Annotated in this window: 27 protein-coding genes; 18 read left to right on the forward strand and 9 right to left on the reverse strand. The window is 66.9% G+C overall.

Annotation, left to right across the window (positions count from 1 at the left end; all coding sequences use genetic code 11):
- Positions 1-89: 89 nt before the first annotated feature.
- The 3 genes from IAE37_RS18480 to IAE37_RS18490 form a co-directional block, all read right to left on the reverse strand.
- Positions 90-1067: a L,D-transpeptidase family protein gene (locus tag IAE37_RS18480; RefSeq protein ID WP_201175830.1), complete on the reverse strand. Its 978-nt coding sequence runs from the start codon at positions 1065-1067 to the stop codon at positions 90-92.
- Positions 1068-1183: 116 nt separating this feature from the next.
- Complete coding sequence (locus IAE37_RS18485; protein WP_136913814.1) at positions 1184-1465, reverse strand: hypothetical protein; 282 nt, start codon at positions 1463-1465, stop codon at positions 1184-1186.
- A 58-nt stretch (positions 1466-1523) separates the two neighbouring features.
- Positions 1524-2129: an arylesterase gene (locus IAE37_RS18490; RefSeq protein ID WP_201175831.1), complete on the reverse strand. Its 606-nt coding sequence runs from the start codon at positions 2127-2129 to the stop codon at positions 1524-1526.
- Positions 2130-2139: 10 nt separating this feature from the next.
- Here IAE37_RS18490 and IAE37_RS18495 point away from each other — a divergent pair, with 10 nt between their 5' ends.
- Both IAE37_RS18495 and IAE37_RS18500 read left to right on the forward strand, forming a co-directional pair.
- The gene (locus IAE37_RS18495; protein ID WP_201175832.1) at positions 2140-2826 is read left to right on the forward strand and encodes an ABC transporter ATP-binding protein; all 687 of its coding nucleotides are present in this window, start codon (positions 2140-2142) and stop codon (positions 2824-2826) included.
- Positions 2823-5330 carry an ABC transporter permease gene (locus IAE37_RS18500; protein ID WP_201175833.1) on the forward strand — a complete coding sequence of 836 codons (2508 nt, stop codon included), beginning with the start codon at positions 2823-2825 and terminating at the stop codon, positions 5328-5330. The genes IAE37_RS18495 and IAE37_RS18500 overlap by 4 nt, the downstream gene beginning before the upstream one ends.
- 55 nt (positions 5331-5385) lie before the next feature.
- On the opposite strand, the gene IAE37_RS18505 is transcribed toward IAE37_RS18500, so the two are convergent.
- Complete coding sequence (locus tag IAE37_RS18505; protein WP_201175835.1) at positions 5386-6198, reverse strand: IclR family transcriptional regulator; 813 nt, start codon at positions 6196-6198, stop codon at positions 5386-5388.
- 140 nt (positions 6199-6338) lie between these two features.
- Here IAE37_RS18505 and IAE37_RS18510 point away from each other — a divergent pair, with 140 nt between their 5' ends.
- The 12 genes from IAE37_RS18510 (at position 6339) to IAE37_RS18565 (ending at position 19088) form a co-directional block, all read left to right on the forward strand.
- The gene (locus tag IAE37_RS18510; RefSeq protein ID WP_201175837.1) at positions 6339-6725 is read left to right on the forward strand and encodes a Zn-ribbon domain-containing OB-fold protein; all 387 of its coding nucleotides are present in this window, start codon (positions 6339-6341) and stop codon (positions 6723-6725) included.
- On the forward strand, positions 6722-7873 hold the full coding sequence (locus IAE37_RS18515) for a thiolase (RefSeq protein ID WP_201175839.1): 1152 nt from the start codon (positions 6722-6724) through the stop codon (positions 7871-7873). Before IAE37_RS18510 ends, IAE37_RS18515 begins: the two co-directional genes overlap by 4 nt.
- A 108-nt stretch (positions 7874-7981) precedes the next feature.
- Complete coding sequence (locus IAE37_RS18520; RefSeq protein ID WP_201175840.1) at positions 7982-10117, forward strand: acetate--CoA ligase family protein; 2136 nt, start codon at positions 7982-7984, stop codon at positions 10115-10117.
- Positions 10101-10985, forward strand: a complete 885-nt coding sequence (locus tag IAE37_RS18525) for a MaoC/PaaZ C-terminal domain-containing protein (protein WP_201175841.1) — start codon at positions 10101-10103, stop codon at positions 10983-10985. Before IAE37_RS18520 ends, IAE37_RS18525 begins: the two co-directional genes overlap by 17 nt.
- 40 nt (positions 10986-11025) lie before the next feature.
- Entirely contained in the window at positions 11026-12384 is a 1359-nt protein-coding gene (locus IAE37_RS18530; protein ID WP_201175842.1) for an MFS transporter, read from the forward strand.
- Entirely contained in the window at positions 12381-12827 is a 447-nt protein-coding gene (locus IAE37_RS18535; RefSeq protein ID WP_201175843.1) for a PaaI family thioesterase, read from the forward strand. The genes IAE37_RS18530 and IAE37_RS18535 overlap by 4 nt, the downstream gene beginning before the upstream one ends.
- A 4-nt stretch (positions 12828-12831) precedes the next feature.
- Positions 12832-13899, forward strand: a complete 1068-nt coding sequence (locus IAE37_RS18540) for an acyl-CoA dehydrogenase family protein (protein WP_201175844.1) — start codon at positions 12832-12834, stop codon at positions 13897-13899.
- Positions 13899-14663, forward strand: coding sequence for an enoyl-CoA hydratase/isomerase family protein (locus tag IAE37_RS18545; RefSeq protein WP_201175846.1), 765 nt, complete (start codon positions 13899-13901; stop codon positions 14661-14663). The genes IAE37_RS18540 and IAE37_RS18545 overlap by 1 nt, the downstream gene beginning before the upstream one ends.
- Position 14664: 1 nt before the next feature.
- Complete coding sequence (locus IAE37_RS18550) at positions 14665-15810, forward strand: acyl-CoA dehydrogenase family protein (RefSeq protein ID WP_201175847.1); 1146 nt, start codon at positions 14665-14667, stop codon at positions 15808-15810.
- Between the two features lie 48 nt (positions 15811-15858).
- A complete protein-coding gene (locus IAE37_RS18555; RefSeq protein ID WP_201175848.1) occupies positions 15859-16776 on the forward strand; it encodes an SDR family NAD(P)-dependent oxidoreductase in 918 nt (305 codons plus the stop codon).
- 12 nt (positions 16777-16788) lie between these two features.
- On the forward strand, positions 16789-17772 hold the full coding sequence (locus IAE37_RS18560) for an NADH:ubiquinone reductase (RefSeq protein WP_201175849.1): 984 nt from the start codon (positions 16789-16791) through the stop codon (positions 17770-17772).
- A gap of 65 nt (positions 17773-17837) precedes the next feature.
- On the forward strand, positions 17838-19088 hold the full coding sequence (locus IAE37_RS18565; RefSeq protein WP_201175850.1) for an OprD family porin: 1251 nt from the start codon (positions 17838-17840) through the stop codon (positions 19086-19088).
- Positions 19089-19159: 71 nt separating this feature from the next.
- On the opposite strand, the gene greB is transcribed toward IAE37_RS18565, so the two are convergent.
- The 3 genes from greB to IAE37_RS18580 form a co-directional block, all read right to left on the reverse strand.
- Positions 19160-19642: a transcription elongation factor GreB gene (gene greB, locus IAE37_RS18570; protein WP_201175852.1), complete on the reverse strand. Its 483-nt coding sequence runs from the start codon at positions 19640-19642 to the stop codon at positions 19160-19162.
- 11 nt (positions 19643-19653) lie between these two features.
- A complete protein-coding gene (locus IAE37_RS18575; RefSeq protein ID WP_201175854.1) occupies positions 19654-19962 on the reverse strand; it encodes a hypothetical protein in 309 nt (102 codons plus the stop codon).
- 182 nt (positions 19963-20144) lie between these two features.
- Positions 20145-21551, reverse strand: coding sequence for a transglycosylase SLT domain-containing protein (locus tag IAE37_RS18580; protein WP_201175856.1), 1407 nt, complete (start codon positions 21549-21551; stop codon positions 20145-20147).
- A gap of 156 nt (positions 21552-21707) precedes the next feature.
- On the opposite strand from IAE37_RS18580, the gene IAE37_RS18585 reads away from it, so the two are divergent.
- The 3 genes from IAE37_RS18585 (at position 21708) to IAE37_RS18595 (ending at position 24546) form a co-directional block, all read left to right on the forward strand.
- Positions 21708-22511 (forward strand): TatD family hydrolase, encoded by an 804-nt coding sequence (locus IAE37_RS18585; RefSeq protein WP_201175858.1) that lies wholly within the window; start codon positions 21708-21710, stop codon positions 22509-22511.
- Positions 22512-22623: 112 nt separating this feature from the next.
- Positions 22624-24102 (forward strand): methyl-accepting chemotaxis protein, encoded by a 1479-nt coding sequence (locus IAE37_RS18590; protein ID WP_201175860.1) that lies wholly within the window; start codon positions 22624-22626, stop codon positions 24100-24102.
- 75 nt (positions 24103-24177) lie between these two features.
- Positions 24178-24546, forward strand: a complete 369-nt coding sequence (locus IAE37_RS18595) for an Mpo1-like protein (RefSeq protein WP_201175862.1) — start codon at positions 24178-24180, stop codon at positions 24544-24546.
- 17 nt (positions 24547-24563) lie between these two features.
- Here IAE37_RS18595 and IAE37_RS18600 read toward each other — a convergent pair whose 3' ends face one another.
- Complete coding sequence (locus IAE37_RS18600) at positions 24564-25343, reverse strand: CHAD domain-containing protein (RefSeq protein ID WP_201175864.1); 780 nt, start codon at positions 25341-25343, stop codon at positions 24564-24566.
- 14 nt (positions 25344-25357) lie between these two features.
- A complete protein-coding gene (locus IAE37_RS18605) occupies positions 25358-25636 on the reverse strand; it encodes a hypothetical protein (RefSeq protein WP_201175866.1) in 279 nt (92 codons plus the stop codon).
- A gap of 177 nt (positions 25637-25813) precedes the next feature.
- On the opposite strand from IAE37_RS18605, the gene IAE37_RS18610 reads away from it, so the two are divergent.
- A complete protein-coding gene (locus IAE37_RS18610) occupies positions 25814-26854 on the forward strand; it encodes a patatin-like phospholipase family protein (RefSeq protein WP_201175867.1) in 1041 nt (346 codons plus the stop codon).
- The last annotated feature ends 88 nt before the right edge of the window (positions 26855-26942 follow it).

Below are 26942 nucleotides of genomic sequence, written 5' to 3' on the forward strand. Positions count from 1 at the left end.
TGGGTCGGCTTTTTTATTGCTGTGTTAAACCGGCGTGACACAAACGAAGAGGCCTGCGCAAGGCAGGCCCCGGGTACCACGCTTAACCCTTACTGCAGTTCGGGCGGAATGCTCGACACCATCGGCTCGTTGCCCTGGTTATTGGTCGGCACCGCGATTTCCACCGGCATGCCATCTTCGGCAGCAACCACGTCACGCACCATGTCCCAGTTCATGCGTAGGTTATTGGCCAAGTCTTCACGCTTGAGCAGCGCATTGATCACCGCAGTATGCTTGTCGACCACCGAGGGGTTGCCCTTGTCGTCGAGCGGGGTATGCGCTTCGAGGTAGACCTTGCCGCCACTCACACCGAACTTGTACGGCTCGTTGATGATACGCACCGAGGTACCGACCGGCACCATCTGCGACAGTGCCAGCACGTTGTTGTTGAGCATACGGAAGCAGCCGTGACTGGTGCGCATGCCGATGCCGAACTTCTTGTTCGAACCGTGGATCAGGTAGCCCGGTACGCCCAGGGTGAACTTGAACGGCCCCAGTGGATTGTCTGGGCCCGCAGGCACCACCGCAGGCAGAATGTCACCATCGGCGGCATGCTCGGCGCGAATGGAAGCCGGCGGCGTCCAGGTCGGGTTCGGCGTCTTGGCGGTGATCTTGGTGTGTGCGATCGGCGAGCCCCAGCCCTCACGACCAATACCCAGCGGGAAGGTATAGACCTTGTTCTCGCCCTTCGGGTAGTAGTAGAGGCGGTATTCGGCGAGGTTGATGACGATGCCCTCGCGCGGCCCCGGCGGCAGAATGTAACGGGTCGGCAGGATGATTTCGGTACCGGCGCCCGGCAGCCATGGGTCGACGCCCGGGTTGGCGGCGATCATTTCCAGGTAGCCGAGGTCGTTGGCCGTGCCGATGTCGGCGAAGGTGTCTTCGTACTTGGCCTTGATGACCTGCACCTGGCCAACCACGTCTTCACCGGGTGGCGGCAGGGGCAGCTCCAGGGCAGCAGCAGGCCCCGCTACCAGCAGGGCGGCCAGGGACAGGCAACGGGTGACGGCGGGAAAGCGCGGCAACATCCGGTAAATCCTTCGAAAGATGAGTCAAGACGGTCGATTGTACACCTGCCCCGATACAAGCGGGAGGCATTGGCAGCGGGCAAGCGTTTCAGATGATGAAAGGTGCCCCAAGCGCCCTAGAGTTGCGGCCACACCGGGCGCATGCCGCAGCGCTGGGCCTCGAGGATCGCCCGACACAGCGGGCACAGGCGGCCGTCGCGGTAGATCGAGCGGGCGACGCCTGACCAGCGTGGCTGCGCCGGCAGCAGCCCACCGCACAAGGTGCGGTCGGCCGGCACGCCCAGCTCGAGCTGACGCGCCACCAGGTGGACGCGGATTTCCTGGCAGGCGAACAGGTCGAGCTGCTCATCGGGCTCGATCAGTTGGTAGGCATACAAGGACCAGGCAGGGCGCGGCATCGGGGGCTCTCGAAACGGGGGGCGCAACATTAGCCGAAAGCCGCCCCCGTTTAAAGCGTCACAGCAAGGGTTTTATCGCCGGCCAGGCATTTTCCAGCAAGCGTTGCTGCGCGCCCTGCGCCGGGTGGATACCGTCGGCCTGCATCATGCCGGGCTCCCCGCCCACGCCGTCGAGGAAGAACGGCACCAGCGCCACCTGCTTTTCACTCTCCAGCTGCGCATACACCTGGGCGAACGCCGTGGTGTAACGTGCGCCGTAGTTGGGCGGCAGGCGCATGCCGAGCAACACCACCTTGGCTCCGGCCTGGCGCGAACGCTCGATCATCGAGGCAAGATTTTGTTGCAATTGCGCTGGCGGCTGCCCGCGCAGGCCGTCATTGCCACCCAGCTCCAATACCACGACGCTCGGCTTGTGCGCCGCAAGCAGCGCCGGCAGCCGCGCCAGGCCACCGGCACTGGTGTCGCCACTGATCGAGGCGTTGACCACCTGATCGTCGAAACCTTCGTCCTTGAGCCGTGTCTGCAACAAAGACACCCACCCCTGGCGGGTATCCAGGCCAAAACCGGCGCTGATACTATCGCCGACAACCAGCAACGTTCCCGCCGCCGCGCTCTGGGCCAGGCAATACAGGGCCAGACCGGCACTCAACCACCACACTCGCATCGGATTCTCCATGGGCCCCAGCATTCTCGTTGCGCAGCACCTTAGCAAAGTGGTCCCCAGCGCGGAAGGCGACCTGACCATCCTCCACGCACTGTCCCTCGACCTGGCCGCGGGCGACAGCCTGGCCATCGTCGGCGCCTCGGGCTCGGGCAAGTCGACCCTGCTGGGCCTGCTCGCAGGGCTCGACCGCCCCAGCGCCGGCAAGGTCATCCTCGCCGGCCACGACCTGGGGCCGCTCGATGAAGACCAGCGAGCGCGGGTGCGCGCCGAGCATGTCGGCTTCGTGTTCCAGTCATTCCAGTTGCTCGACAGCCTCAACGCCCTGGAGAACGTCATGCTGCCCCTGGAGCTCGACGGCCGCCGCGATGCCCGCGAGCAAGCCCGCACCCTGCTCGAACGGGTCGGCCTGGGCAAGCGCCTGAGCCACACGCCGCGCCAGCTGTCCGGTGGCGAACAGCAACGCGTCGCCATCGCCCGCGCGTTTGCCGCCCAGCCTTCGGTGCTGTTCGCCGACGAGCCCACCGGCAACCTCGACAGCCACACCGGCGAGCGCATCAGCGACCTGCTGTTCGAACTGAACAAGGAACGCGGCACCACCCTGGTGCTGGTCACCCACGACGAACGCCTGGCCCGCCGCTGCCGGCGGCTCATTCGCCTGGAAGCCGGGCACATGGTCGCCCCGGTAGCAACGCCATGACCCGCCTGCCGCTGATCCGCCTGTGCGGCCTGGCACTGCGCCAACTGCTGCGCGATACCCGCGCCAGCGAAGTGCGCGTGCTGTTCTTCGCCCTCTTGGTGGCCGTGGCCGCCAGCACGGCAATCGGCTACTTCGGCGCCCGCCTCAATGGCGCCATGCAGTTGCGCGCCAGTGAATTCCTCGGCGCCGACCTGGTGCTCCAGGGCACCTCGCCGGCCCGCCAGGCACAGCTCGACGACGGCCTCGACCTGGGCCTGAAGCACGCGCAGGTCGTGGAATTCACCAGCGTGGTCGGCAGCGATGCCGGCATCCAGCTGTCCAGCGTCAAGGCCGCCGATGGTGCCTACCCGCTGCGCGGCCAGGTCCGCAGCGCCGCCGCACCCTACGGCGAGGAAAGCGCCGGCGGCGGCCCCGCGCCCGGCGAAGCCTGGGTCGAGCCGCGCCTGCTGGCGGCGTTGGGCCTGGCGATCGGCGACAGCATCGACGTCGGCTCCAAGACACTGCGCATGACTCGGGTACTGACCTACGAACCGGACCGCGCCAACAATTTCTACAGCCTCACCCCAAGGGTGATGATCAACCTCGCCGACCTCGAGGCCACGGGGGTCATTCAGCCGGGCAGCCGGGTCACCTACCGCGACCTGTGGCGCGGCGATACCGAAGCCCTGGCCACCTACCGGCAAAGCGTGGAAAAGAACCTGGCAGCCAACCAGCGCCTGCGCGACACCCGCGACGGCAACCGGCAGATCGGCGGCGCCCTGGGCAAGGCCGAACGCTACCTGAACATGGCCAGCCTGGTCGCCGTGCTGCTGGCCGGGGTGGCCGTGGCCCTGTCGGCCAGCCGCTACGCCGCACGCCGCCTGGACGCGAGCGCCCTGCTGCGCTGCCTGGGCCTTTCCCGGCGCGAAGCACTGGGCCTGTACTGCATGCAACTCGCCGCCCTGGGTCTGGCCGCCGCACTCGGCGGCGCCCTGCTCGGCTGGCTGGCACAGCTTGGACTGTTCCGCCTGCTGCACGATCTGTTGCCCAGCGTGGTGCCGCCAGGCGGGCTGGCACCGGCACTGGCCGGAATCGGCACCGGGCTGGTGGCGCTGGCCGGTTTCGCCCTGCCACCACTGGCGGCACTGGGCAAGGTGCCGCCACTGCGCGTGCTGCGCCGCGACCTGCTGCCGGTACCGCCGAGCAGCTGGCTGGTGTATGGCGCCGCCCTGCTCGCCCTGGGCCTGATCATGTGGCGCCTGAGCCTCGACCTGCTACTGACCTTCGCCCTGCTGGGCGGTGGCCTGGTCGCCGCGCTGTTGCTCGGCGGCCTCCTACTGCTCGGCCTGCGCAGCCTGCGACGGCTGCTGGCCGGCGCGCCGCTGGCCTGGCGCCTGGGCCTGGGCCAACTGCTGCGCCACCCTACCGCCGCCGCCGGCCAGGCCCTGGCCTTTGGCCTGATCCTGCTGGCCATGGCCCTGGTCGCCCTGCTGCGCGCCGAACTGCTCGACACCTGGCAGGCCCAACTGCCCAAGGACGCACCCAACCATTTCGCCCTGAACATCCTCCCGGACGACCGCGAGCCCTTCGCCCAGCACCTGCGCGAGGTCAACGCGTCCTCTGCGCCGTTGTACCCGGTCACGCCCGGGCGGCTCATCCAGATCAACGAGCAACCGGTGCAACAGATCGTCAGCAAGGACTCGGCCGGTGAGCGCGCCGTGCAACGTGACCTCAGCCTGACCTGGGCCAACGACCTGCCCACCGGCAACAGCCTGACCGCCGGCGACTGGTGGCAGTCAGCCCCCAGCGACGCGCAAATCCCTGGCGTGTCGGTGGAAGCGGAACTGGCCAGCAGCCTGAAGCTGCAACTGGGCGATCTGCTGACCTTCGACATCGGTGGCGAGCAGCACCAGGCCCGCGTCACCAGCCTGCGCAGCGTGCACTGGGACAGCTTCCAGCCGAACTTCTACATGATCTTCCAGCCCGGCACCTTGCAAGGCCTGCCGACCACCTACCTGACCAGCTTCTACCTGGCACCGGGACACGACCTCGACGTGGTCGCGCTGTCACGCGCCTTCCCGGCAGTCACCATCCTCCAGGTCGACGCCCTGCTGGACCAACTGCGCAGCATCCTCGCCCAGGTCACCCTGGCCGTGGAATACGTGCTGCTGTTCGTCCTCGCGGCCGGCCTGACCGTGTTGTTCGCCGGGCTGCAGGCCACCCTCGACGAACGCATCCGCCAGGGCGCCCTGCTGCGCGCGCTCGGCGCGGCACGCCCGCTACTGGTCAAGGCCCGGCGCATCGAGTTCGGCCTGCTGGGGGCGGCCAGCGGCCTACTGGCCGCCCTGGGCTGCGAGGTGATCACCCTGGTGCTGTACCGCTATGCCTTCGACCTGCAATGGAGTCCGCACCCCTGGCTTCTGCTGTTGCCACTGGCCGGCGCGCTGCTGGTCGGTGGCGCCGGAGTACTCGGCACCCGCCGGGCACTGAACGCCAGCCCCCTCACGGTCCTGCGCGAAGGGTAATGAGGCAGGGGAACCTGGCATTTCATGAATGCCTTTCCCCTGGCTGAATGAAACCCTATTCCTGCCGAGTGCCTGGGCGCTGCGGGAACAGTGAACGACTGATGAACCGAGCCGCCTCATGCAGACTGGCGCCGACCTGCTCCAGCTCGGCGCGCTCATGCTGGGCGCTGATACCAATGCCCGAGATCACGAAGCGCGGTTGACGATCGTGGTCGGTGATGGCACTGGCCACCATGCTGACGCCCCGGTACAGGTGATCCTGGTCGATGGCCCACCCCAATTCAAGGGCGGTCGCGGCGTCGTTGCGATACGCCTCGAAGCTCGGCGGGTTCTCCCAGCGCACTCGGGTCAGGCGCCGGCGCAGCTCGTCGTCCGGCAACTGGCGCAGGCCAGAGATGCAACGCCCAGCGGCCCCGACCAGCTCCGGCAGGCGCGAACCGAGGGCGACGTTGACGTGCGCCACCGACGGCGCCGAAACCGCGATGACGCGGATGTGCGCATCGTCGGTGACCTGCCACAGGGTGATCAGGATCTGGTGCGTGGTGCTCAGGCGCTCCAGCTCCGGCTGGATCAGATCGGCGTAGCTGCGCCCGACGAAGCTCACCGCCAGCTCCGACAACCCCAACCCCAACCGATAGGTCTTGGCCTCGTTGTCGAACGAGGTCAATTGTTCATTGCTCAAGGTGCGCAGGATGTTGAAGGTGGTGCTCGGGCTGATGCCCGTGGCCCGGGCGATCGCGGCCACGCCTTCGGCGCTTTCGGCATTGGCCAGGTGGCGGAGGATCTGGATGGCATTCACCACGGCACCGACATCCTTGCCGCTGGAACGCTTGGCTTGTGGCTCGTCGGCAGTATTTTCGGTCTTCATATTCTGTATTCTGATTGACATTCGGTATTTGGAATTTATTCTAACCCTGCGACGCCTGCAACAGCCATCTGGACGGCCAGCAGCGCATCGGCGACAACGCACTGTGCAACAAAGCAGAACAACAACAAAGGAGAAACCTCATGCTGGATTTCCCCGACCACAGCATGCCAGGGCCCGAGGCACAGTACCTCGCGTTTCTCGGCCAAGGTCATTTCATGTTGCAGCGCAGCGCCTCCACCGGCCAGCACGTGTTCTACCCTCGCACCCAAGTGCCAGGTAGCGGCGAAACCGACCTGGAGTGGGTACCAGCCAGTGGCATGGGCACCCTCTACGCCCTCACCGTCAACCGCGCTCGCGGCGGTGACCACAACATTGCCCTGGTCGACCTCGACGAAGGCGTGCGCATGATGTCGCGCATCGAAGGCCACCTGAGTGTGCCCATCGGCAGCCGCCTCAAGGCACGCATCGTCGACCAGGATGGCAGCCCGGTCGTGGTCTTCGAACCCGCAGCGGAGGTACAAGCATGAGCCAGGCCCTGCGCGGCAAGACCGCCATCGTCGGCATCGGCAGCGCCGGCATCGGTGAAGCCCCCGGCTACAGCGCCATGGAACTGCTCGGCCAGGCCTCGCTCAAGGCCATCGCCGATGCCGGCTTGAAGCTTGCCGACATCGATGCGGTATTCGCCGCCACCAGTTCCCATGCCTTCCCTACCCTGTCGGTCTGCGAATACCTGGGTATCAAGCCGAAATTCGTCGACGGCACCAATATCGGCGGTTCCAGCTTCGAACTGCACCTGCTGCAGGCCACCCTGGCCCTGCAAGCCGGATTGTGCGATGCCGCGCTGATCTGCTACGGCTCCAACCAGCGCACCGCTGGCGGCAAGCTGGTATCGATGAGCGAGCCCCAGTGGCATGAGACGCCCTACCACCCACGCCACCCGATCACCGCCTATGGCCTGGCTGCCAGCCGCCACATGCACCAGTACGGCACCACCCGCGAGCACCTGGCCGAAGTGGCCGTGGCCGCCCGAGGCTGGGCCAACCTCAACCCCGAGGCCTTCGCCCGCGGCCCGCTCAGCCTCGATGAGGTGCTGGCCTCACGCATGGTCAGCGACCCGCTGAGCAAGGCCGACTGCTGCCTGGTCACCGATGGCGCGGGCGCCTGCGTGGTGGTCCGCGCCGACCGTGCCCGCGACCTGCCCAACGAGCCGGTGTACTTCCTGGGCGCCGCCGGAGCGCAATGGCACCGCTCCATCGCCGCCATGCCAGACCTGACCGTCACCGCCGCCTCGGAAAGCGGACCGCGAGCCATGCAGATGGCCGGCGTGCAGCATGCCGACATCGACCTGGTGATGCTTTACGACGCCTTCACCATCAACACCCTCCTGTTCCTCGAAGACCTCGGCTTCTGCCCCAAGGGCGAAGGTGGCCGTTTCGTCGAGGGTGGGCGCATCGCCCCTGGCGGCGAGCTGGCGGTGAACACCAATGGCGGTGGGCTGTCCTGTGTGCATCCAGGGATGTACGGCATGTTCCTGATCATCGAGTCGGTCACCCAGTTGCGCCGCCAGGCCGGCGAACGCCAGCTGAAGAAGGCCGATATCGCACTGCTGCACGGCAACGGCGGTACGTTGTCCAGCCAGGTCACGGCACTGCTCGGCACCCAGGCCACGCTTTGAAGTTCGCGTAGCACGCGCCCGGCGGCCATGCCTTGGCCTGCCGTGGACACACTCGCCCTCGCGCCGGGCGAACGGTCCGGCACACGTCAACGTTTCAGGTGGAACATCATGTCAGTGAGTCACTTGCAACACGCAGCCTTCTCCAGCCTCACCCCCCTGGTACAACCGCGCTCGGTTGCCGTGGTCGGCGCCTCCAGCGACCCGCACCGCATCGGTGGCCGCCCCATTGCCTACATGCTGCGCAACGGTTTCAGCGGGCGCATCCTCCCGGTCAACCCCAACCGCACCGAGATCCAGGGGCTGCCGGCCTATGCCAGTGTCGAGGCACTGCCAGAAGCGCCCGACGTGGCCATCGTCGCGGTGCCGGCACCGCAGGTGCTGGAGACCATTCAGGCGTTGGGGCGCAAGGGTGCGCGCAGCGCCATCGTGTTCTCCTCGGGCTTCAGCGAGGTCGGCGAGGAAGGCGTGGCCATGCAGGATGCCATCGTCGACGCTGCTCGTGCCGCCAACATGCGCCTGCTCGGGCCCAACGCCCTGGGCGTGTTCAACGCCAACCTCGGCTACTATGCGTTCTTCTCCACCAGCCTGGAACGCGGCATCCCGCTGCCCGGTCGAGTCGGCATCGCCACTCAGTCCGGCGCCTACGGCGCGCACCTGCTCGGTCTGTCGCGCCAACGCGGGCTGGGCACGCCGATCTGCATCGCCACCGGCAACGAAGCCGACGTCACCCTGGGCGACAGCATCGGCTGGCTGGTGGAGTCGCCGGACGTCGATGTGGTCATGGCCTACGCCGAATCCATCCGTAACGTCGACAGCTTCCTCGCCGCCCTGGAAGCCGCGCATCGCGCCGGCAAGCCGGTGATCCTGCACAAGGTCGGGCGCAGCGAGCTGGGCGGCCGCGCGGCGATGTCGCACACCGCGTCGCTGGCCGGCGACGACAAGGTGCTCGACGCCGTACTGGCCGACTACGCGGTGATCCGCGCCCGGACCACCGAGGAACTGGTGGACATCGCCTACCTGGCCACCCAACGCCTGTACCCGATCGACAACAGCCTGGGCATGATCACCGTCAGTGGTGGCGCCGGGATCATCGTCAGCGACACCGCAGAGGACGTCGGCCTGCCCATGCCGGCGATGCCCGAGGCCGCCCAGCAACGCCTCAAGCAGCGCCTGTCGTACGCCTCGCCGATGAACCCGGTGGACTGCACCGCGCAGGCCCTCAACGACCTGAGCCTGGTGCACGACTTCACCGAATCGATGGTGGTGGACGGCGGCTACCGCTCGCTGATCGCCTATTTCACCCAGGCAGGCACCGCCGCATCCATCGGCCCGCGCCTGGCCGAGCAGTTCAGCCGAATCAAGGCCGATCACCCCGACCGCCTGTTCGTCGTCTCGGTGATGGGCGAAGGCGAGGAGCTGGCGCCCTATCAGAATGCCGGCTTCGCCCTGTTCGAAGACCCGACCCGCGCTGTGCATGCCATCAATGCCATGGGCAAGCTCGGCGAGGCCTTCGCCCGGCCGTTGCGCCCGCGCGCCGCAGCAGGTGGCGTCGAGTTGCCGGCGCGGACCCCAGGCGAAGCCGAGGCCAAGCAACTGCTGGCGCGTGCGGGGATCGAGTCGGCACCCGAGCAAGTCCTGCGCAGCCCTGACGAAGCCGCCGCCTTCGCCGAGCGCATCGGCTTCCCGGTGGTACTGAAGATCGCCTCGGCGGACATCCTGCACAAATCCGAAATCGGTGGCGTGCTGCTCAATGTCGACAGCGCCCAGGCGGTGCGCGAAGGCTTCGCCCTGCTGCTGCGCCGCGCCGCCGAGCACGCCCCCGAGGCGCGTATCGACGGCGTGCTGGTGGCGCGCCAGCTGCAAGGTGGCGTGGAGTGCTTCATGGGCATCCAGCGCGACCCGCAGTTCGGCCCGGTGGCGGTGTTCGGCCTCGGCGGCATCTTCGTCGAAGTGCTCAAGGACGTGGTGTTCCGCCGCTGCCCGTTCGGCGTCGACGAGGCCGAGCAGATGATCCGCAGCATCAAGGGGGCGCCGCTGCTGCTCGGCGCACGTGGCCGCCCGGTCACCGACATCAAGGCACTGGCCAAGGTCCTGTCGCAGCTTTCGCAATTCGCCGCCGCGGCAGGCCCACGCCTGCGCTCGGTGGACCTCAACCCGGTCTTCGCCATGCCCGAAGGGCAAGGTGCCTGGGCCGCCGATGCGGTACTGGAAGTCGAGGAGATGGACCATGGCACTGAATCCTGAGCATCTGCTGAGCTACCCGATCCCCGAAGTGCGCCAGCACCTGAGCCGCCAGGACAGCGCCTTGTATGCGCTGTCGGTGGGGCTCGGCGCCGACCCGATGGACGAGCACCAGCTGGCCTTCGTCGACGCCAACCGCGACCTCCAGGCGCTGCCGTGCATGGCAGTGGTGCTCGGCCACCCAGGCTTCTGGCTGGGCAACCCGGACACCGGCGTCGATGCCCTGCGCCTGGTCCACGGCGAACAGAGCATCGAGTGGCACCAACCGTTGCCGGTCGAGGGCGAGCTGATCGGCCGCACCCGGGTCACTGGCCTGGTCGACAAAGGCGCCGGCAAGGGCGCACTGGTGTACAGCGAAAAAGTCGTCAGCGATGCCACCAGTGGTGAAGTGATGGCCATCACCCGCAGCACCACCTTCCTGCGCGGCGATGGTGGCTTCGGCGGCGACAGCCAGTCGCTGAGCCAGCCGCACCGCATGCCCGAGTCGGCAGCGGACCTGGTCATCGACCTGCCGACCCGCCCGGAGCAAGCGCTGTACTACCGCCTCAACGGCGACGACAACCCGATCCACGCCAATCCCTCGGCGGCGGTGCGCGGCGGCTTCGCCAGGCCGATCCTGCACGGCCTGTGCACCCTGGGAGTGGCCTTTCACGCGCTGCTGCGCGGGGTGGCCGACTACCGCGCCGATCGGTTCGCACACCTGCAAGTGCGGTTCTCGGCCCCGGTGTTCCCCGGCGAAACCCTGCGTACCGAGATCTGGAACGACGGCTCCTTCCGCACCCGCGTGGTCGAGCGCGATGTGGTGGTGCTGGACAACGGCCACGTGCGCCTGACGCCGCAAGGGAGTGCCAACCTGGCCGGGCGGGCATAGCGCGACGACGACCTCAACCCCATTTGCGAGAACAACAACAATGAACGCATCCGACAGCTTGGCCCAGAACGCCGCCCTACCCCGGCGGACCCTGGTGATCGCATTCCTCTTCTGCTTCCTCGGCCTGCTGGCCGACGGCGCGGACCTGATGTTTCTCGCCTACAGCCTGAACAGCCTCAAGGCCGAGTTCGGCCTGAGCAACTTCGAGGCGGGCTCGCTGGGCAGCATCACCCTGGCCGGCATGGCCATCGGCGGTATCTACGGTGGCTGGGCCTGCGACCGTTTCGGCCGCGTGCGGGTAGTGACCTGGACCATCCTGGTGTTTTCCGCCGGCACCGCCCTGCTGGGGCTGGCGCACAACTACTGGGCGTTCGCGGTGGTGCGCTTCATCTCCTCGCTGGGGCTAGGCTCGCTGTTCGTCGCCTGCAACATCCTGATGTCCGAATTCGTCACCGCCAAGTACCGCACCACCATCCTCGCCACCATGCAGGCCGGCTGGACGGTGGGCTACCTGGTGGCGACGGTGCTGGCCGGGCAGATCATCCCCGAGCATGGCTGGCGGGTGCTGTTCTTCACCGCCGTGGGCGCCGGATTGCTGTGCCTGGCCCTGCGCCCCTGGGTACCGGAGTCGCCGTCGTGGCTCGCCGCCCGCGCCCAGCGCAGCCAGCCGGCTACCAGCCGTGGCCAGGCCAAGGTCGCCAGCGGCGGCTTGCGCCAGCTGCTGGTCGATGCACCGACACGACGGATGTTCCTGCTGTGGAGCCTGACCTCGTGCTTCCTCCTGTTCGGCTACTACGGCACCAACAACTGGATGCCGTCGTATCTGGAAAGCGAGCTGGGCATGAACTTCAAGTCCATGACCGGCTACATGGTCGGCACCTACACCGCGATGATCCTCGGCAAGGTGGTGGCCGGCATCGCCTCGGACAGCTTCGGCCGTCGCGTGACCTTCGCCGCCGGCGCCATCGGCACCGCGCTGTTCATGCCGGTGATCGTGTTCTGGCACACCCCCGACAACATCCTCTGGGTACTCACCCTGTTCGGCTTCATCTACGGCGTACCGGTGGGCGTGCTGGCCACCTACATGACCGAGAGCTTCTCCACCCAGGTCCGTGGCGCCGCCGTAGGCACCGCCTACAACCTCGGGCGCATCGGCGCGGCGGTGGCTCCGGCGGCCATCGGCCTGCTGGCCACCCATGTATCGATCGGCGCGGGCTTCCTGGTGATGGGCATCACCTACGTCATCACCGGCCTGATCCCGGCCCTGGCCATCCCCAACCGCCTCTATGACCCCAACCGCGAAGCCCGCAGCGCCAAGGCCGCCACGCCGGCGCAGGCCACCGCGCAAAACCCTGCCCGGCCACTGGGCAAGCCAGCCACCGAGGAGGGCCTGGGATGAACGACAACACCTGCGCAGCGAACACCGCCGAGCGGGAAATTTTCCCCAGCGGCCGCTCCACCTTCCAGGAATTCATCGGCCTGGAGCGCTGGATCGAGGGCGACACCGCCCGGGTCCGCCTGCGCCACCAGCCCGAACTGATGAACTACAACGACACCTTCCACGGCGGCGTGCTGATGAGCGTGCTCGATGCCGCCATGGCCGGGGCCGTCCGCATCGCAGTACCGGGCTGCTCGATGGTCACCATCGACATGGCCAGCCACTTCATGGGCGCCACCCGCGGCGAGCTCAATGCCGTCGGCAAGGTGCTGCGGCGCACCCGCACGCTGTGCTTCTGCACGGCACAGATCTTCGACCAGGATGGCGAGCTGATCGCCAGCGCCACCGGCAGTTTCAAGTACCGGCCCGCGGCGGCCGGAGCTGTTCAACCGACACGGGAATGACGACATGACAGAACACGCTGAACTGGCAGCAGAACGCGAAGAACGCCTGCGCATGATCCGCGACAGTGCGGCCTCGCTGGTGCCGCGCGACGGCGGCCTGAACCGGGTCCGCCGCCAGCGCTTCCAGGCGCCAGGCATCGACCGCGACGCCTGGGCCGAAGTCTGCGCCATGGGCTGGCCGGGCCTGCGCCTGGCCGAGGACGAGGGCGGCAGCGGCCTGGGCATGGCCGAATACGCCGCGCTGCTCGAAGAACTGGGCCGTGGCCTGTTGCCCGAGCCGCTGATCGAGGCGAGCCTGGTGGCTCCCTTGCTGCCCGCCGCCGAGCGTGACGCGCTGCTGGCAGGCGACCGGCTGATCCTGCCGGCCGGTCTCGGTTTCGAAAGCGCCAACCTGCCGGTGCTGCGCGATGGCCAGCTGCACGGTGAAGTCGCCCATGTGGCGCTGGGCGCGACCGCCGACGCCTGGCTGGTGGCCTGCGAACAGGACTTGGCCCCGGGGTTGGCACTCGTACGTCGCAATGCCCAAGGCCTCACCGTCACGCAGGAACCGACCCAGGACGGCGGCCACCTGGCGCGCCTGCGTTTTGCCGGCACTCCGGCCGAGCCGGTGGCCAACCAGCCCGCAGCCCTCGACGAAGCCACCGTGGCCTGCGCCGCCTACCTGGTGGGGCTGATGGATGCCGCCTTCGAGCGCACCCGCGAATACCTGGGCGTGCGCCGCCAGTTCGGCCGCGAGATCGGCAGCTTCCAGTCGCTGCAACACCGCATGGTCGACCTCAAGCTGCAGATCGAACTGGCCCGCGCCATCGTCGGCGAGGCGGCCAGCGCACTGGATGCAGGCGCCCCGGCGACACGCGTGCAGCGCCTGGTGTCCACCGCCAAGGTGCGCGCAGCGGATGCGGCGATGCTGGTGACCCGCCAGGCGATCCAGCTGCATGGCGGCATCGGCTACACCGACGAAGCCGACATCGGCCTGTTCCTGCGCCGCGCCATGGTGCTGCTCAACCACCACGGCTCGCTGGCCTTCCACCGCCAGCGCTACATCGACCTGCTGCACGCGGAGGTGGCCTGATGGAGGCGCGGCTGATCCAGGAAACCCACGGTTCGGTGCGCCTGCTGCGCCTGGACAACCCGGCCCGGCGCAATGCCCTGTCCCGCGCCTTGCGCGCCGAGTTGCACGTGGCCCTGCAGCAGGCCGATGAGGACCCGGCCATTCGCAGCGTGGTGCTCACCGGCTCTGCCGAGGTGTTCAGTGCTGGCGGCGACCTCAGCGACATGAACGTCGGCGACCTCAACGCCGGCCGCGTGCGCATGCAGAAGAACGCGGAGCTGGTGCGGCAGATGCTGCGCATGAACAAGCCACTGATCGCCGCCATCGAAGGCTGGGCGGTAGGCGCCGGGCTGTCGGTGGCCCTGGCCTGCGACAGCTTGGTGTGCGGCGCCACGGCGCGCTTCGCCGCCGGCTTCGGCAAGGTCGGGCTGCTCGCCGACCTGGGCCAGTTGCACACCCTGCCGGCACGTATCGGCATCGGCCGAGCACGCCAGGTGCTGATGTTCGGCCAGGTGATCGAAGCCGAGGAAGCGCTGCGCATCGGCCTGGTAGACCAGCTGTGCGCCGCCGGCGATGCCTTGAGCACGGCCTTGGCGCTGGCCGCCCGGGTCGAGCAACAGGCGCCGCTACCGCTGGCCATGACCAAGGCCCTGCTGGCCGACGGCCTGGAACTGCTGCTCGAACGCGAGGGTGACTTCCAGGCGCAGCTGTTCCTCAGCGCCGATCACGCCGAAGGCAAAGCCGCCTTCCTCGACAAGCGCTCCCCCTCTTTCAAAGGACAATGACATGACCGACTACAACGTCTTGGGCGATGACGAGTTCCGCCAGCTGGTACGCGAGTGGGTCGCCGCCAACTATCCGCAACATATCCGCAACCCGGCCCACCGCTTGGGGCGCGAAGAGACCTGGGAGTGGTACCAGGCGCTGTCGCGCCAGGGCTGGCTGTGCCCAGGCTGGCCGGTGGCACATGGCGGCATGGGCCTGAGTGCCGGCAAACAGTTGGTGATGATGGAAGAAATGGAAGACTACGGCTGCGCACGCCTGCCCGACAGCGGCATCACCATGCTCGGCCCGCTGCTGATCCGCTATGGCAGCGACGCCCAGCGCGAGCGCTTCCTGCCACGCATCCTCAGCGGCGAGGACATCTGGTGCCAAGGCTACAGCGAGCCGAACGCCGGCTCCGACCTGGCCAGCCTGCGCACCGAGGCGGTGCTGGACGGCGACGACTGGGTGATCAACGGTCAAAAAACCTGGACCACCATGGGCAGCGAGGCCAACTGGATCTTCGTCCTCGCCCGCACCGAGCGCAGCGCCAAGCCCCAGCAGGGCATCAGCTTCCTGCTGGTGCCGATGGACACGCCCGGCGTCGAGGTGCGGCCGATCCTCAACCTGGAACTGCAGGGCGAGTTCTGCGAAGTGTTCTTCAACGACGTGCGCGTGCCGCAGGCCAACCTGGTCGGCGCGGTCAACCAGGGCTGGGGCATGGCCAAGGCGCTGCTGGGCTTCGAGCGGATCTTCCTCGGCTCGCCCAAGCAGGCCACCTTCGCCCTCGAGCGCCTGGTGCGCCTGGCTCGCCATCAGGGCCTGTGGCAAGACCCAGTGTTCGCCCAGCGCTTCGCCGCCCTGAGCATGGACCTGGACTGCCACAAGGCGCTCTACGAACGCTTCGCCGAACGCCTGCGCCGTGGCGAAGAACTGGGCCCGGACGTTTCCATGCTGAAGATCCACCAGTCCGAGCTGTACCAGCGCATCAGCGAGCTGGGCCTGGAAATCGCCGGTGCCGATTCGGCGCTGCTGCACCCGTTCAGCGACGACCCCGAGCTGCACCCGGCCGGCATCTTCATCCAGTCGCGGCCCACCACCATCTACGGCGGCACCAACGAGATCCAGCGCAACATCCTGGCCAAGGCCGTGCTCGGCCTGCCGAACTGAACCCTGTGCAAACGCTGTGCATACCGAATTCTGAATGAGGAACGAGCAATGACCCAACGACTCAACGAAGGCAAGGTAGCGATCGTCACTGGCGCAGGCGGCGGTATCGGCCGTGAGATCGCCCTGGCCCTGGCCGACAGCGGCGCGCGGGTGCTGATCAACGACATCGGCGTTTCGCTGCAAGGGGATGGCGGCTCGGCGTCGCCGGCCGAGGAAACCCTCGGCCTGATCCGCCAACGCGGTGGCGACGGCGCGATCAACACCGACAGCGTATCGGACTGGGACAGCGCCCGGCGCATCGTCTCCAGCGCCGTGGACGCCTTCGGCCGGGTGGACATCGTGGTCAACAACGCCGGCATCCTGCGCGACGCGATCTTCCACAAGATGAGTGCCGAGGACTGGTTGTCGGTGATCAACGTGCATCTCAACGGCAGTTTCTTCGTCAGCCGTGCCGCCGCCGAGCACTTTCGCGCGCAGAACAGCGGCGCCTTCGTGCACATGACCAGCACCTCGGGGCTGATCGGCAACTTCGGCCAGGCCAACTATTCAGCGGCCAAGCTGGGCATCGTCGCCCTGAGCAAGTCCATCGCCCTCGACATGCAACGCTACAACGTGCGCTCCAACTGCATCGCGCCGTTCGCCTGGAGCCGCATGACCGACTCGATCCCGGCCGATACCCCGGAGCAGAAGGCGCGGGTGGAGAAACTCCAGCGCATGACCCCGGACAAGAACGCACCGCTGGCCGTGTACCTGGCCTCCGACGCTGCCCGCGAGGTCAATGGCCAGGTGTTCGCCGCCCGCAACCACGAGCTGTTCCTGATGAGCCAGAGCCGCCCGCTGCGCAGCGTCCACAGCGAACAGGGCTGGACCCCGCAGGCCATCGCCGAACACGGCATGCCGGCGCTGCGCAACAGCTTCATGGACCTGGCGCGCAGCCCGGACGTGTTCTCCTGGGACCCACTCTGAGCCGGCGAGGACATGCCCATGTTCAAGACCCGATTCACCGAACTGTTCGATGTCGAGCACCCGATCATGCAAGGTGGCATGCAGTGGGTGGGGCGCGCCGAGATGGCCGCGGCAGTGGCCAATGCCGGCGGCCTGGCCACCCTCTCGGCGCTGACCCAGCCAAGCCCGCAGGCGCTGGCCGATGAGATCGCGCGTTGCCGCGAACTCACCGACCTGCCCTTCGGCGTCAACCTGACGCTGTTGCCGACGCAGAAGCCGATCCCCTACGCCGAGTACCGCGCGGCGATCATCGAAAGCGGCATTCGCATAGTCGAGACCGCCGGCAACAACCCCGGCGAGCACATCGCCGAGTTTCGCCAGCACGGGGTCAAGGTGATCCACAAGTGCACCAGCGTGCGCCATGCGCTCAAGGCCGAGCAACTGGGGGTAGACGCGGTGTCCATCGATGGCTTCGAGTGCGCCGGCCACCCTGGCGAGGACGACATTCCCGGGCTGGTGCTGCTGCCCGCCGCCGCCAACCGGCTGAGCGTGCCGATCATCGCCTCGGGGGGCTTCGCCGATGGCCGCGGGCTGGTGGCGGCACTGGCGCTGGGGGCCGATGCGATAAACATGGGCACGCGTTTTCTCAGCACCCGCGAGTGCCCGATCCACCCGCAGGTCAAGGCGGCCATCCGCGCCGCCGACGAGCGCGCCACCGACGTGATCATGCGTTCGCTGCGCAACAGCGCACGGGTGGCACGCAACGCGGTGAGCCAGGAGGTGCTGGCCATCGAGGCGCGCGGCAACGCCACCTATGCCGACATCGCTGCGTTGGTCAGCGGCCTGCGCGGGCGCACCGTCTATGAACAGGGCGACACCGACCTGGGGATCTGGTCGGCGGGCATGGTCCAGGGCCTGATCGATGACGAGCCCAGCTGCGACGAACTGCTACGCGGCATCGTCGAACAGGCCCGCGACCTGGTGCGCCAGCGCCTGGAGGGCATGCTCGGCAATTGACTGCTTGCATGCGGCGCCCTGGAGCGGCGCCGCTTTCACCCCATCTGACGAAGAGCACAACAACAATGAGAATTCTTCCCGTACGGGCGCTCGTTTCGAGCTTCGCCTGCCTGCCCCTGCTTGCCCAGGCCGACTTCATCGGCGACAGCAAGGCCAGCCTGGAGCTGCGCAATTTCTACTTCAATCGCGACTACCGCCAACCCGGCGCCACCCAGTCGTATTCCGAGGAATGGGCCCAGGGCTTCCTGCTGCGCCTGGAGTCTGGCTACACCGAGGGCACGGTCGGCTTCGGCGTGGATGCACTAGGCCTGCTCGGCCTGAAGCTCGACTCCAGCCCTGACCGCACCGGCTCCGGCCTGCTGCCCTATTCGGCGAGCGACAAACGTGCTGCCGACGACTACAGCGACGTCGGCCTGACGGCGAAGATGCGCGTATCGAAGAGTACCCTGAAGGTCGGAACATTGCTGCCGAAGATGCCCGTGGTGCAGTACAACGATACGCGCCTGCACCCGCAGACCTTCCAGGGCGGCCTGGCCGAAATCAACGAAATCGATGGCCTGGCCATGCAAGTGGGGCAGTTGCGCGAGGTCAAGCAGCGCGATTCGTCCAACCACGAAGACCTGACGATGACCCGCGGCAACAAGCGCAACATCGTCCTGGGCCGTCACACCAGCAGCGACCGCTTCAACCTGGCCGGTGGCACCTACCGCTGGACCGACAACCTCAGTACCAGCTACCACTATGGCGGCCTGGAGGACTTCTATCGCCAGCACTACCTGAGCCTGGTGCATGTGCTGCCGATCGCCGAGGGGCAGTCGTTCAAGTCCGATATCCGCTGGGCGCGGTCCACCGACGACGGTGGCAGCAACGTCGACAACCGGGCACTCAATGCCCTGTTCACCTACCGCCTGGGCGGCAGCAGTTTCGGCGTGGGCTATCAGCGCATGTCCGGCGATACCGGTTATGCCTACCTCAGCGGCACCGACCCGTACCTGACCAACTTCGTGCAGATCGGCGACTTCGCCAACAAGGACGAACGCTCCTGGCAGGCCCGCTACGACTATGACTTCGCCGCCCTTGGCCTGCCAGGGCTGACCTTCATGACCCGCTACCTGCAAGGTGACCACATCGACCTGCTCAACGGCCAGGGACGTGGCAAGGAATGGGAGCGCGATACCGACATCGGCTACGTGATCCAGAGCGGACCGCTGAAGAACCTGGGATTGAAGGTGCGCAACGGGGTGTTTCGCAGCGACTTCGGTAACGACATCGATGAAACGCGGGTGATCCTCAGCTACCAGATGCCGCTGTGGTAGGCCGGTAACGGGTGGGCTGGCACGGGCTGTGCCCGTGTTCGCGGCGGTTCGGCGCCCCGATAAATCCGCTCCTACAAGGGCGGCGCGGCGTAGGCGATGCGGTCGATGTACCAGACTGCATCGCCCGTCGGTGTCTGCACCACCACCTCGTCGCCCTCTTCCTTCTTCAGCAACGCCCGGGCCATGGGGGAGTCGATCGAGATGTAATCATTGCGGCCGTAGATCTCGTCATAGCCAACGATGCGAAACTTCATGCGCTCGCCGTCGTCGTTCTCGATCTCGACCCAGGCGCCGAAGAACACCTTGCCTTCCTGCTGCGGCGAATAGGCCACCACCTTCACATCTTCAAGACGCTTGCGCAGATAGCGGACCCGACGGTCGATCTCGCGCAGCAGCTTCTTGTTGTACTGGTAGTCGGCGTTCTCGCTGCGATCCCCCAGCGAAGCCGCCCAGGCGACCTTCTGGGTAATCTCAGGGCGGTACACCCGCCACAGATGGTCGAGCTCCTTCTTCAGGGCGTCATGACCTTCGGTGGTGATGATATTGGTGCTCAACGGCGCACTCCTCAGCGGCGGGTGATCAGGCCCTGGCGCGCGACGCGGGTCAGCTGGCCGATGACCTCGGCCGCCTCGCTGGCCAGTGGCGACTGGATCACGGCGAGATCGAAGCGGTCGTTGGCGTACTGTTCGAGCTGGCCGACACCGTCGATGAACTGAATCAGAAAGGCACGGGCCTGGCCCTTGCGCCGGGAAAGGCCTTCAAGGTGGCGCAGGAGCGTGGGTTGATGCTGACCGCCGAGCAGGATGCGCGGGGTACGGGAAGCCTGGTTGGCAGGCAGGGGGCTCAAGCAGACACTGGTACGTGGACAACTCATGGTGGTTTCTCTGCGCCTCGCAATACCCGCTGGGCCGCGGTGGGAGGCGTCACCGAACCAGCGCTTTAGCGGTATTTCGGACGTACCTTGGAAGGGCTGTCCCGCGCCCCGCAAGTAGCTGTTTAAATCGGCGCAGGCAGTATCCTAGAGCCTAGCGCCAGCGCCTGCAAGCCTACCTTGATCTAGCGCCGCGCCACGCGCTCCAGCTGGGAACGCTGGCGGTTGAACGCCAGGTAGTACTTGTTGACGCTGTTGACGAAATTGACCACCCCCATACCCACCTGCTCCATGGCGATGCGCTCGGTCTGGAAGAACCACTGGTTGCCGTTGAGCCCGCGCCGGCGGGCCTCGGCGCGCATGGCCTGGACTCGCTCGGGGCCAAGGTTGTACGCCGCCAGGGTGAACGCCATGCGCTCGCGCTCGTTGATCTTGGCACTGGCGAAGAACTTGCGGCGAATCAGCGCCAGGTAGCGGGCGCTGGCCTGGACATTGCCGTCCACCGTCGCGGTATTGCTCACGCCAACGCGCTGGGCCGCCGATGGGGTGATCTGCATCAGGCCGTGGGCGCCACCGGTGCCGCGCGCGGCAGGGTTGAGCGTGGATTCCTTGAAAGCCAGCGCCGCCAGGTTGAGCCAGTCGATCTGCTGCGCCTGGCCATGCTTCTGCAATACCGGGCGCAACGACGCCAGGCGCTGGCGATCCTTGCGCGCCAAGGGGTCGTGCACCCGGTACTGGCGCCGGTAGATACGCTCGAAGGCGGCGTCCTGGTTGTCCGGTGCTCGGTAGCCCTTGAGGAAGCGGTCGACCGCGCCCAACAGCAGCGTGGCATCCTTGGGCACGTACCAGCGCATAGCCTGCGCCTTGCCCAGCTGCACGCGCTTGTCCAGGCGCAGGCGCGGCATCACCCGCGCCCAGCGCTGGGCGATCGGCCGCTCGACCACGGTCAGGTGATAGATGCCGGCCTGGACCATTTCCAGTACATCCTCCACCGCCAGGGTCGAATCGACCCACTCCACCTTGATCGGCGCGCGCTTGCGCAGGGCCAACTGCTGGTTGATCTGGGCGATGGCAGCGCCGGCGGCGCTGGCCGAGGTCAATGCCACGGTCCGCCCGGACAACTGTTCGGCGCGGCTGAAAGCGCGCTCGCCCTTGCGCCCGACCAGGGTCAACGTCACTTGGTCGACCACCGGCGCGCTTACGCCGACGTTGCCCACCACGCTCGGGTCGAGCAGTTCGCCCGGTGCGGCCAGGTCGCCCTCCCCCCGCTGCAAGGCGCCGAGCAGTTGCTCCTTGGCTCGCGGGATGATCTTCAGCTGGACTTGCTGGTCACCCTCCAGCCGCGCATTGAGGTAGTGCTCGAAGCTGCGCAAGCGATAGTACTCGACCCCGACCGGCTCGCCCTTGACCTCTCCGGAGCTGTTGCGGCTCTGGTTGACCAGCACCCGCAGCACCTTGCTGCTGCGAATCTGCTCCAGGTCGCGGACCTTGCTCGCCGGTGCGTGCGGCTGCGGGCCGGGCAGCCGGGCCTGGGCGGGGCCGGCGCCGAGCAGCGCGAACATCAGCAACAGGGTGAGCACAGGTCGCAACATGGAAACGTGTCCGAGGTGATGGGCGGCGCCAGCACGGCGCTATCATAAGGTGAGAAATGAGGCTAAAAGACCACGGCAACCGCCTGAAGTTCTTGGCTTTTTCCCGAAAATCGCGTTTTTTGCTATGCTGGCCGCCCCGCGGCACGAGGTAGCACCATGCAACTGATCGATATCGGCGTCAACCTGACCAACAGCAGCTTCCACGGCCAGCAAGCCGCCATCGTCGAGCGCGCCGTCGAAGCCGGCGTGTCACGCATGGTGCTCACCGGCACCAGCCTGGAGGTCAGCGAACAGGCGCTTGCCCTGTGCCAAGAGCTCGACGCCCCAGGCCAGCACCTGTTCGCCACGGCCGGCGTACACCCGCATGACGCCAAATCCTGGAACAGCGACAGCGAACGCCAGCTGCGCCAGTTGCTGGCCGAGCAGCGCGTGGTCGCCGTAGGCGAATGCGGGCTGGACTTCAATCGCGACTTCTCCCCTCGCCCGCTCCAGGAAAAGGCCCTGGAAGCCCAACTGGCACTGGCCGCCGAGTTGCGCCTGCCGGTGTTCCTGCACGAACGCGACGCCAGCGAGCGGCTCCTGGCAATCCTCAGGAACATGCGCGACCACCTGCCGGCCGCCGTGGTGCACTGCTTCACCGGTGAGCGTGCAGCGCTGTTCGGTTACCTCGACCTCGACCTGCACATCGGCATCACCGGCTGGATCTGCGACGAGCGCCGTGGCACCCACTTGCATCCGCTGGTGGGCAACATCCCGCAAGGCCGCCTGATGCTGGAGAGCGACGCCCCCTACCTGCTGCCGCGCACCCTGCGACCGAAGCCGAAGAACGGCCGCAACGAACCGGCGTTCCTGCCAGAGGTACTGCGCGAAGTGGCGCAACATCGCAACGAAAGCCTGGAACAGACTGCCGCCCACACCACGGCCGCAGCCGAGGCATTCTTCCAGCTGGGCCAAGCCTGACCCAGCCAGGCGAACGGTTCATTGATACACATCAAGGTCTTCCTGACGCGCGCAGGCACAATGATGGCACCTTGCCAATCATGTTTCCGCTCAACTCAGAGAAGACCTACCCATGGGTGCCTGGCTTAGCAATATTTCCCTGAAATACAAATTCTGGGCCGTCAACGCGGTGGCCTTCGTCACGACCCTGCTGCTGGTGCTCTATGCCGTGCACCTGGAACAACGTGCGCGGATCGATGCCGCACGTTCCCAGGCCCAGGTTCAGGGGCAGTTACTGGCGGCCTGGCCGGCCGCTGAGCCGCTGCCGAGCCAGGGCAACGTGATCACCTGGCAACCCGGGCAGGCCCCGACCCTGGCCGGCGAACCGCTGGAAGCCCTGCGCAGCGCCCAGGGCTGGGTCGAGCTACCGGCTGCCTGGGCACTGGGCGACAACCCGCTGTACGGCGCCCTGGTACTGCACCACGGCCAGCAACAGGTCGCGGTACTCGCACAAGCGCCAAGCCTGCGCCAGGTGTTCTTCGAGCGCTTCAGCAACTATGCCGTATGTGTTCTGGTGCTGATGCTGGCCATGCTAGGCGCCTCGCAGTTGCTCATCCGTTTCCTCCTGAGCCAGCTCGACACCCTCAAGGACGTCATGCTGCACGTCGAGAAAACCGGCGACTTGACGGCCCGCGTGCCCCTGGCCTGTGGCGACGAGGTGGGCCAGATGGCCGGCGCGTTCAACGCCATGCAGACCACCTACCATCGGGTGGTCGGCACCGCCGCCCGCACCGCCGCGCAACTCGACGCCGGCGCGGCGCGCCTGGCCGCAAGCATGAGCGAGGTGCGCCACGGCATGCTCGGCCAGCAGAGCGAAACCGACCAGGCGGCCACGGCGATCAACCAGATGTCCGCCACCGTGCACCACATCGCCCAGCATGCCGGGGCCACCCGCGACCTGTCCCAGGCCGCCGATACCCTGGCCGGCGATGGCCAGCAGGTGGTGAGCCGCGTGCAGACCTCGATCGCCGGGCTGTCCACCGGTGTGCAGCAGACCGCGCAAATGATCAACCAGCTGGCCGAGGACAGCCAGAAGATCAACGGCGTGGTCGGGGTGATCCACAGCATCGCCGAACAAACCAACCTGCTCGCCCTGAATGCCGCCATCGAGGCCGCCCGCGCCGGCGACCTGGGCCGCGGCTTCGCCGTGGTCGCCGACGAGGTACGCAGCCTGGCCAAGCGCGTGCAGACCTCCACCGACGAAATTACCCACATGGTCGCCGACTTGCAGGCCGGCACCCGCGACGCCGTGGAGTTCATGCAGGAAAGCTCGTACAAGGCCGACGATTGCGTGCGCGAGGCACGTGAGGCGGGCGAGGCCCTGGCGCAGATCACTGGCGCGGTGGCGCAGATGCGCGAGAGCAACACGCAGATCGCCGTGGCCGCCCAACAACAGAGCCAGGTCGCCGAGGAAATGAACCGCGCCGTGGTGAGCATCCGCGACGTCACCGAGCAGACCGTGCAGCAGACCGTCGGCTCGGCGACCACCAGCACTGAACTGGCGACCCTGGCCGGCGAGCTGACCAAGGCGATTGGCCAGCTCAAGCTATAGTCGCCATAGCTTGCCTCGATTGGCCCCTGCCGGGGCGGCGCACTAAGCTTTGGGCATGACTTGGAGGAATTGCCCATGAGCAAACGATTGCCCAATCTGCACGCCTGGCAGTGGCGCGGCTACCACCACAACCATCGTCACCCGACCAACCTGGTGCTGCACCTGATCGCGGTGCCGCTGTTCATCCTCGGCGCGCTGCTGGTACTGTCGGGACTGTTCGGCCTGGACCTGGGCCAGGTGGCGGTCGGCATCATCGCCCTGCTTGCAGGCCTGGCCCTGCAGCGCCAGGGCCACCGCCTGGAGGCCACTCAGCCCGAGCCCTTCGCCAACCGCAAGGACGCTGTGCAACGCCTGCTGACCGAGCAGTTCGTCACCTTCCCGCGCTTCGTGCTCAGTGGCGCCTGGTTGCGGGCCTGGCGTGAACGGCACAAACACCGGGACTGAGCCGGTGCCGCGACCACCTAGCGGTGCGCCTTGCTCCGCCCCAACGCTTTGAGCAAGGCATCCAGGGTTGCATCGGAGGTGCGCTCGGCCTCGTGCAGCTCCTGCTCCCAGTCGACCTTGCAGGGTGCAAGATCGGCGTGATCGCGCGCCTGCAGCAGCCATTGCAGGCGGTCGTGCCAGTCCCCCAGGTCGCCCTGGGCGCGCTTCAACAACTTCTGCAGTTTCTTGCCCGCGTGATCCAGCTGCGGATAGGCCTCGTCGCCATAGCGCGCCCGCTTGATCAGCAGGCGCAGGCGGTGACGGTCGTGCGCGGGGTCGCGCAGGGCGTCGTGGAGCTTGTGCCACTGCTTGACCAGGCGCTTGTCGACGCGTTTGTCGAGGTTCTGCATCAGCCCCTCCCGGTCCGCCGCGCGCAAGAACAACGGAAACGCATCGACAATCGCCAGCACCCGCGTCAGCTGGGCGCTGCGTGCGACGCTGGCAAAATTTGCCGCACGCCCGGCCAGGCGGCGCTGCCCGGGCTCGTCAAACCCTCGACGAATCAGCTCGGCGGCCAGCACCTCGCGATCGCGCAACGGGGTGGTCAGGCTGCCCAGCGACTCGCACGCCCCTTCCAGCTGTTCCACCCCCGGCATGCCACGCAAGGGTCGCAGCAGGCTGCGCAGGCGCCGTACGCTGGTGCGCAGGTCATGCAGCGCCTCGCTGTCGGTATCGGCGGCAAGGCGCTCGCGGCAGGCCAGCAGCCGTACCTGCAAGGCCACTACCTGGGCTACCACATGATCGAGCATGGCGGCCATGCAAGGCTCCTTGGTCAGCGACCGGCACGTGACTCACGAATATAGAACCGGGCCTTTTCGGCCTTGTGGGTGCAGCCCTCGAAGCCTTCGAACTGTTGCTGGGTCTTGGCGCCGGTCAGCAGCGACAATGCCTTGGAATAACTGACGGTACCGGCGAAGCCTTCGGCCTTGGCCAGGTCGAGCTCCTTCCAGGCGGCATCCAGCTGGGTCGCGCAGCTGTCACGGTAAGCCGTCTTGCCGGCGCATCCGGCCAGCGCCAGGGCAATCAGAGGAAGGCAGATCCAGGCTTTCATCGGTGATACCTCGAAGGGAAATGGAGTGGCTGTTCGACGCCTGGGCAGGCGAAAAGTGCCGTGCTGGGCAGGCTCTGCTGAGCATGCTTTGCTTAGGGTAGCTCAGCAAGGCACGCATTGAAGCACAGCGCGTGAAGGTGCATTGTTGGACCATGGTTGCACAGATGGGGAAAGAGCATGAGCAAACGCGTGGCGCTGGTATTGGGTTCGGGGGGCGCCCGAGGGTACGCCCACATCGGGGTGATCGAGGAGATCGAGCGGCGGGGCTACGAGATATCCTGCGTCGCCGGCTGTTCGATGGGCGCGGTGATTGGCGGCATCTACGCGGCCGGCAAGCTCGAACAGTACCGCAACTGGATCGAAAGCCTGGACTACCTGGACGTACTGCGCCTGGTCGACGTCAGTTTTCGCCTCGGCGCCATCCGCGGCGACAAGGTGTTCGGGCAGATCCGCAAGATCGTCGGCGAAATCAACATCGAGCAGTTACGTATCCCCTACACAGCCGTTGCTGCCGATCTCACCAACCAGCAGGAAATCTGGTTCCAGGAAGGCTGCCTGCACCAGGCCATGCGCGCCTCGGCGGCCATACCCAGCCTGTTCACGCCCGTGATGCAGGGCAACCGCATGCTGGTCGATGGCGGCATTCTCAATCCGCTACCGATCGTGCCGGTGGTCTCCAGCCACAGCGACCTGATCATCGCCGTCAACCTCAACTCGACCAACCAGAAGCAATACCAGTTGCCGGTGATCGAACGCCCAGCGGCGTTCAAGCTGCGTTTCGATGCGCTGATCAGTTCGCTCGGTTCGCGCCTGCCCTTTCGCCGCAAGCCGGCCGAGGAACTGATCCGCATCGAGCAGGAGATCGTCAGCGAGGGCTTGGCGCCGCCCAACCCCTGGCTGGCCGACGAGGCCGACCCCGAAGCCCAGCAACCGGCGGCTGCGCCTGAGCGCAGCGGTGCGCCGAAGTCGGCGACCGGCTCGTTCATCGTCGACAACGTCGGGCCGGCTTCGCTGCTGGATTTGATCAACCAGAGCTTCGAGGTGATGCAGACATCGCTGGCCCAGTACAAGATCGCCGGTTATCCGCCCGACGTGCTGATCAACGTGCCCAAGCGGGTCTGCCGGTTTTTCGAGTTCTACAAGGCGCCGGAACTGATCGCCCTGGGGCGCGAGATTGCCCGCGATACGCTGGACAACTACGAGGGCGAGAAGCGCTGAAGAACACGCTGCATGGTGACGGGGGCCCGGTTGGGGCCCCCGGCATTCTCAGCGCTTGGCGATGATGTACACCGCATGCACGATCCCC

Origin of the sequence: Pseudomonas sp. S31, assembly GCF_016648105.1 — a bacterium.
Lineage (GTDB): Bacteria > Pseudomonadota > Gammaproteobacteria > Pseudomonadales > Pseudomonadaceae > Aquipseudomonas.

Coding starts and splice junctions, on each gene's coding strand:
- IAE37_RS18480 (WP_201175830.1), bottom strand. CDS start 1,067: ATGTTGCCGCGCTTTCCCGCCGTCACCCGTTGCCTGTCCCTGGCCGCC.
- IAE37_RS18485 (WP_136913814.1), bottom strand. CDS start 1,465: ATGCCGCGCCCTGCCTGGTCCTTGTATGCCTACCAACTGATCGAGCCC.
- IAE37_RS18490 (WP_201175831.1), bottom strand. CDS start 2,129: ATGCGAGTGTGGTGGTTGAGTGCCGGTCTGGCCCTGTATTGCCTGGCC.
- IAE37_RS18495 (WP_201175832.1), top strand. CDS start 2,140: ATGGGCCCCAGCATTCTCGTTGCGCAGCACCTTAGCAAAGTGGTCCCC.
- IAE37_RS18500 (WP_201175833.1), top strand. CDS start 2,823: ATGACCCGCCTGCCGCTGATCCGCCTGTGCGGCCTGGCACTGCGCCAA.
- IAE37_RS18505 (WP_201175835.1), bottom strand. CDS start 6,198: ATGAAGACCGAAAATACTGCCGACGAGCCACAAGCCAAGCGTTCCAGC.
- IAE37_RS18510 (WP_201175837.1), top strand. CDS start 6,339: ATGCTGGATTTCCCCGACCACAGCATGCCAGGGCCCGAGGCACAGTAC.
- IAE37_RS18515 (WP_201175839.1), top strand. CDS start 6,722: ATGAGCCAGGCCCTGCGCGGCAAGACCGCCATCGTCGGCATCGGCAGC.
- IAE37_RS18520 (WP_201175840.1), top strand. CDS start 7,982: ATGTCAGTGAGTCACTTGCAACACGCAGCCTTCTCCAGCCTCACCCCC.
- IAE37_RS18525 (WP_201175841.1), top strand. CDS start 10,101: ATGGCACTGAATCCTGAGCATCTGCTGAGCTACCCGATCCCCGAAGTG.
- IAE37_RS18530 (WP_201175842.1), top strand. CDS start 11,026: ATGAACGCATCCGACAGCTTGGCCCAGAACGCCGCCCTACCCCGGCGG.
- IAE37_RS18535 (WP_201175843.1), top strand. CDS start 12,381: ATGAACGACAACACCTGCGCAGCGAACACCGCCGAGCGGGAAATTTTC.
- IAE37_RS18540 (WP_201175844.1), top strand. CDS start 12,832: ATGACAGAACACGCTGAACTGGCAGCAGAACGCGAAGAACGCCTGCGC.
- IAE37_RS18545 (WP_201175846.1), top strand. CDS start 13,899: ATGGAGGCGCGGCTGATCCAGGAAACCCACGGTTCGGTGCGCCTGCTG.
- IAE37_RS18550 (WP_201175847.1), top strand. CDS start 14,665: ATGACCGACTACAACGTCTTGGGCGATGACGAGTTCCGCCAGCTGGTA.
- IAE37_RS18555 (WP_201175848.1), top strand. CDS start 15,859: ATGACCCAACGACTCAACGAAGGCAAGGTAGCGATCGTCACTGGCGCA.
- IAE37_RS18560 (WP_201175849.1), top strand. CDS start 16,789: ATGCCCATGTTCAAGACCCGATTCACCGAACTGTTCGATGTCGAGCAC.
- IAE37_RS18565 (WP_201175850.1), top strand. CDS start 17,838: ATGAGAATTCTTCCCGTACGGGCGCTCGTTTCGAGCTTCGCCTGCCTG.
- IAE37_RS18575 (WP_201175854.1), bottom strand. CDS start 19,962: ATGAGTTGTCCACGTACCAGTGTCTGCTTGAGCCCCCTGCCTGCCAAC.
- IAE37_RS18580 (WP_201175856.1), bottom strand. CDS start 21,551: ATGTTGCGACCTGTGCTCACCCTGTTGCTGATGTTCGCGCTGCTCGGC.
- IAE37_RS18585 (WP_201175858.1), top strand. CDS start 21,708: ATGCAACTGATCGATATCGGCGTCAACCTGACCAACAGCAGCTTCCAC.
- IAE37_RS18590 (WP_201175860.1), top strand. CDS start 22,624: ATGGGTGCCTGGCTTAGCAATATTTCCCTGAAATACAAATTCTGGGCC.
- IAE37_RS18595 (WP_201175862.1), top strand. CDS start 24,178: ATGAGCAAACGATTGCCCAATCTGCACGCCTGGCAGTGGCGCGGCTAC.
- IAE37_RS18600 (WP_201175864.1), bottom strand. CDS start 25,343: ATGGCCGCCATGCTCGATCATGTGGTAGCCCAGGTAGTGGCCTTGCAG.
- IAE37_RS18605 (WP_201175866.1), bottom strand. CDS start 25,636: ATGAAAGCCTGGATCTGCCTTCCTCTGATTGCCCTGGCGCTGGCCGGA.
- IAE37_RS18610 (WP_201175867.1), top strand. CDS start 25,814: ATGAGCAAACGCGTGGCGCTGGTATTGGGTTCGGGGGGCGCCCGAGGG.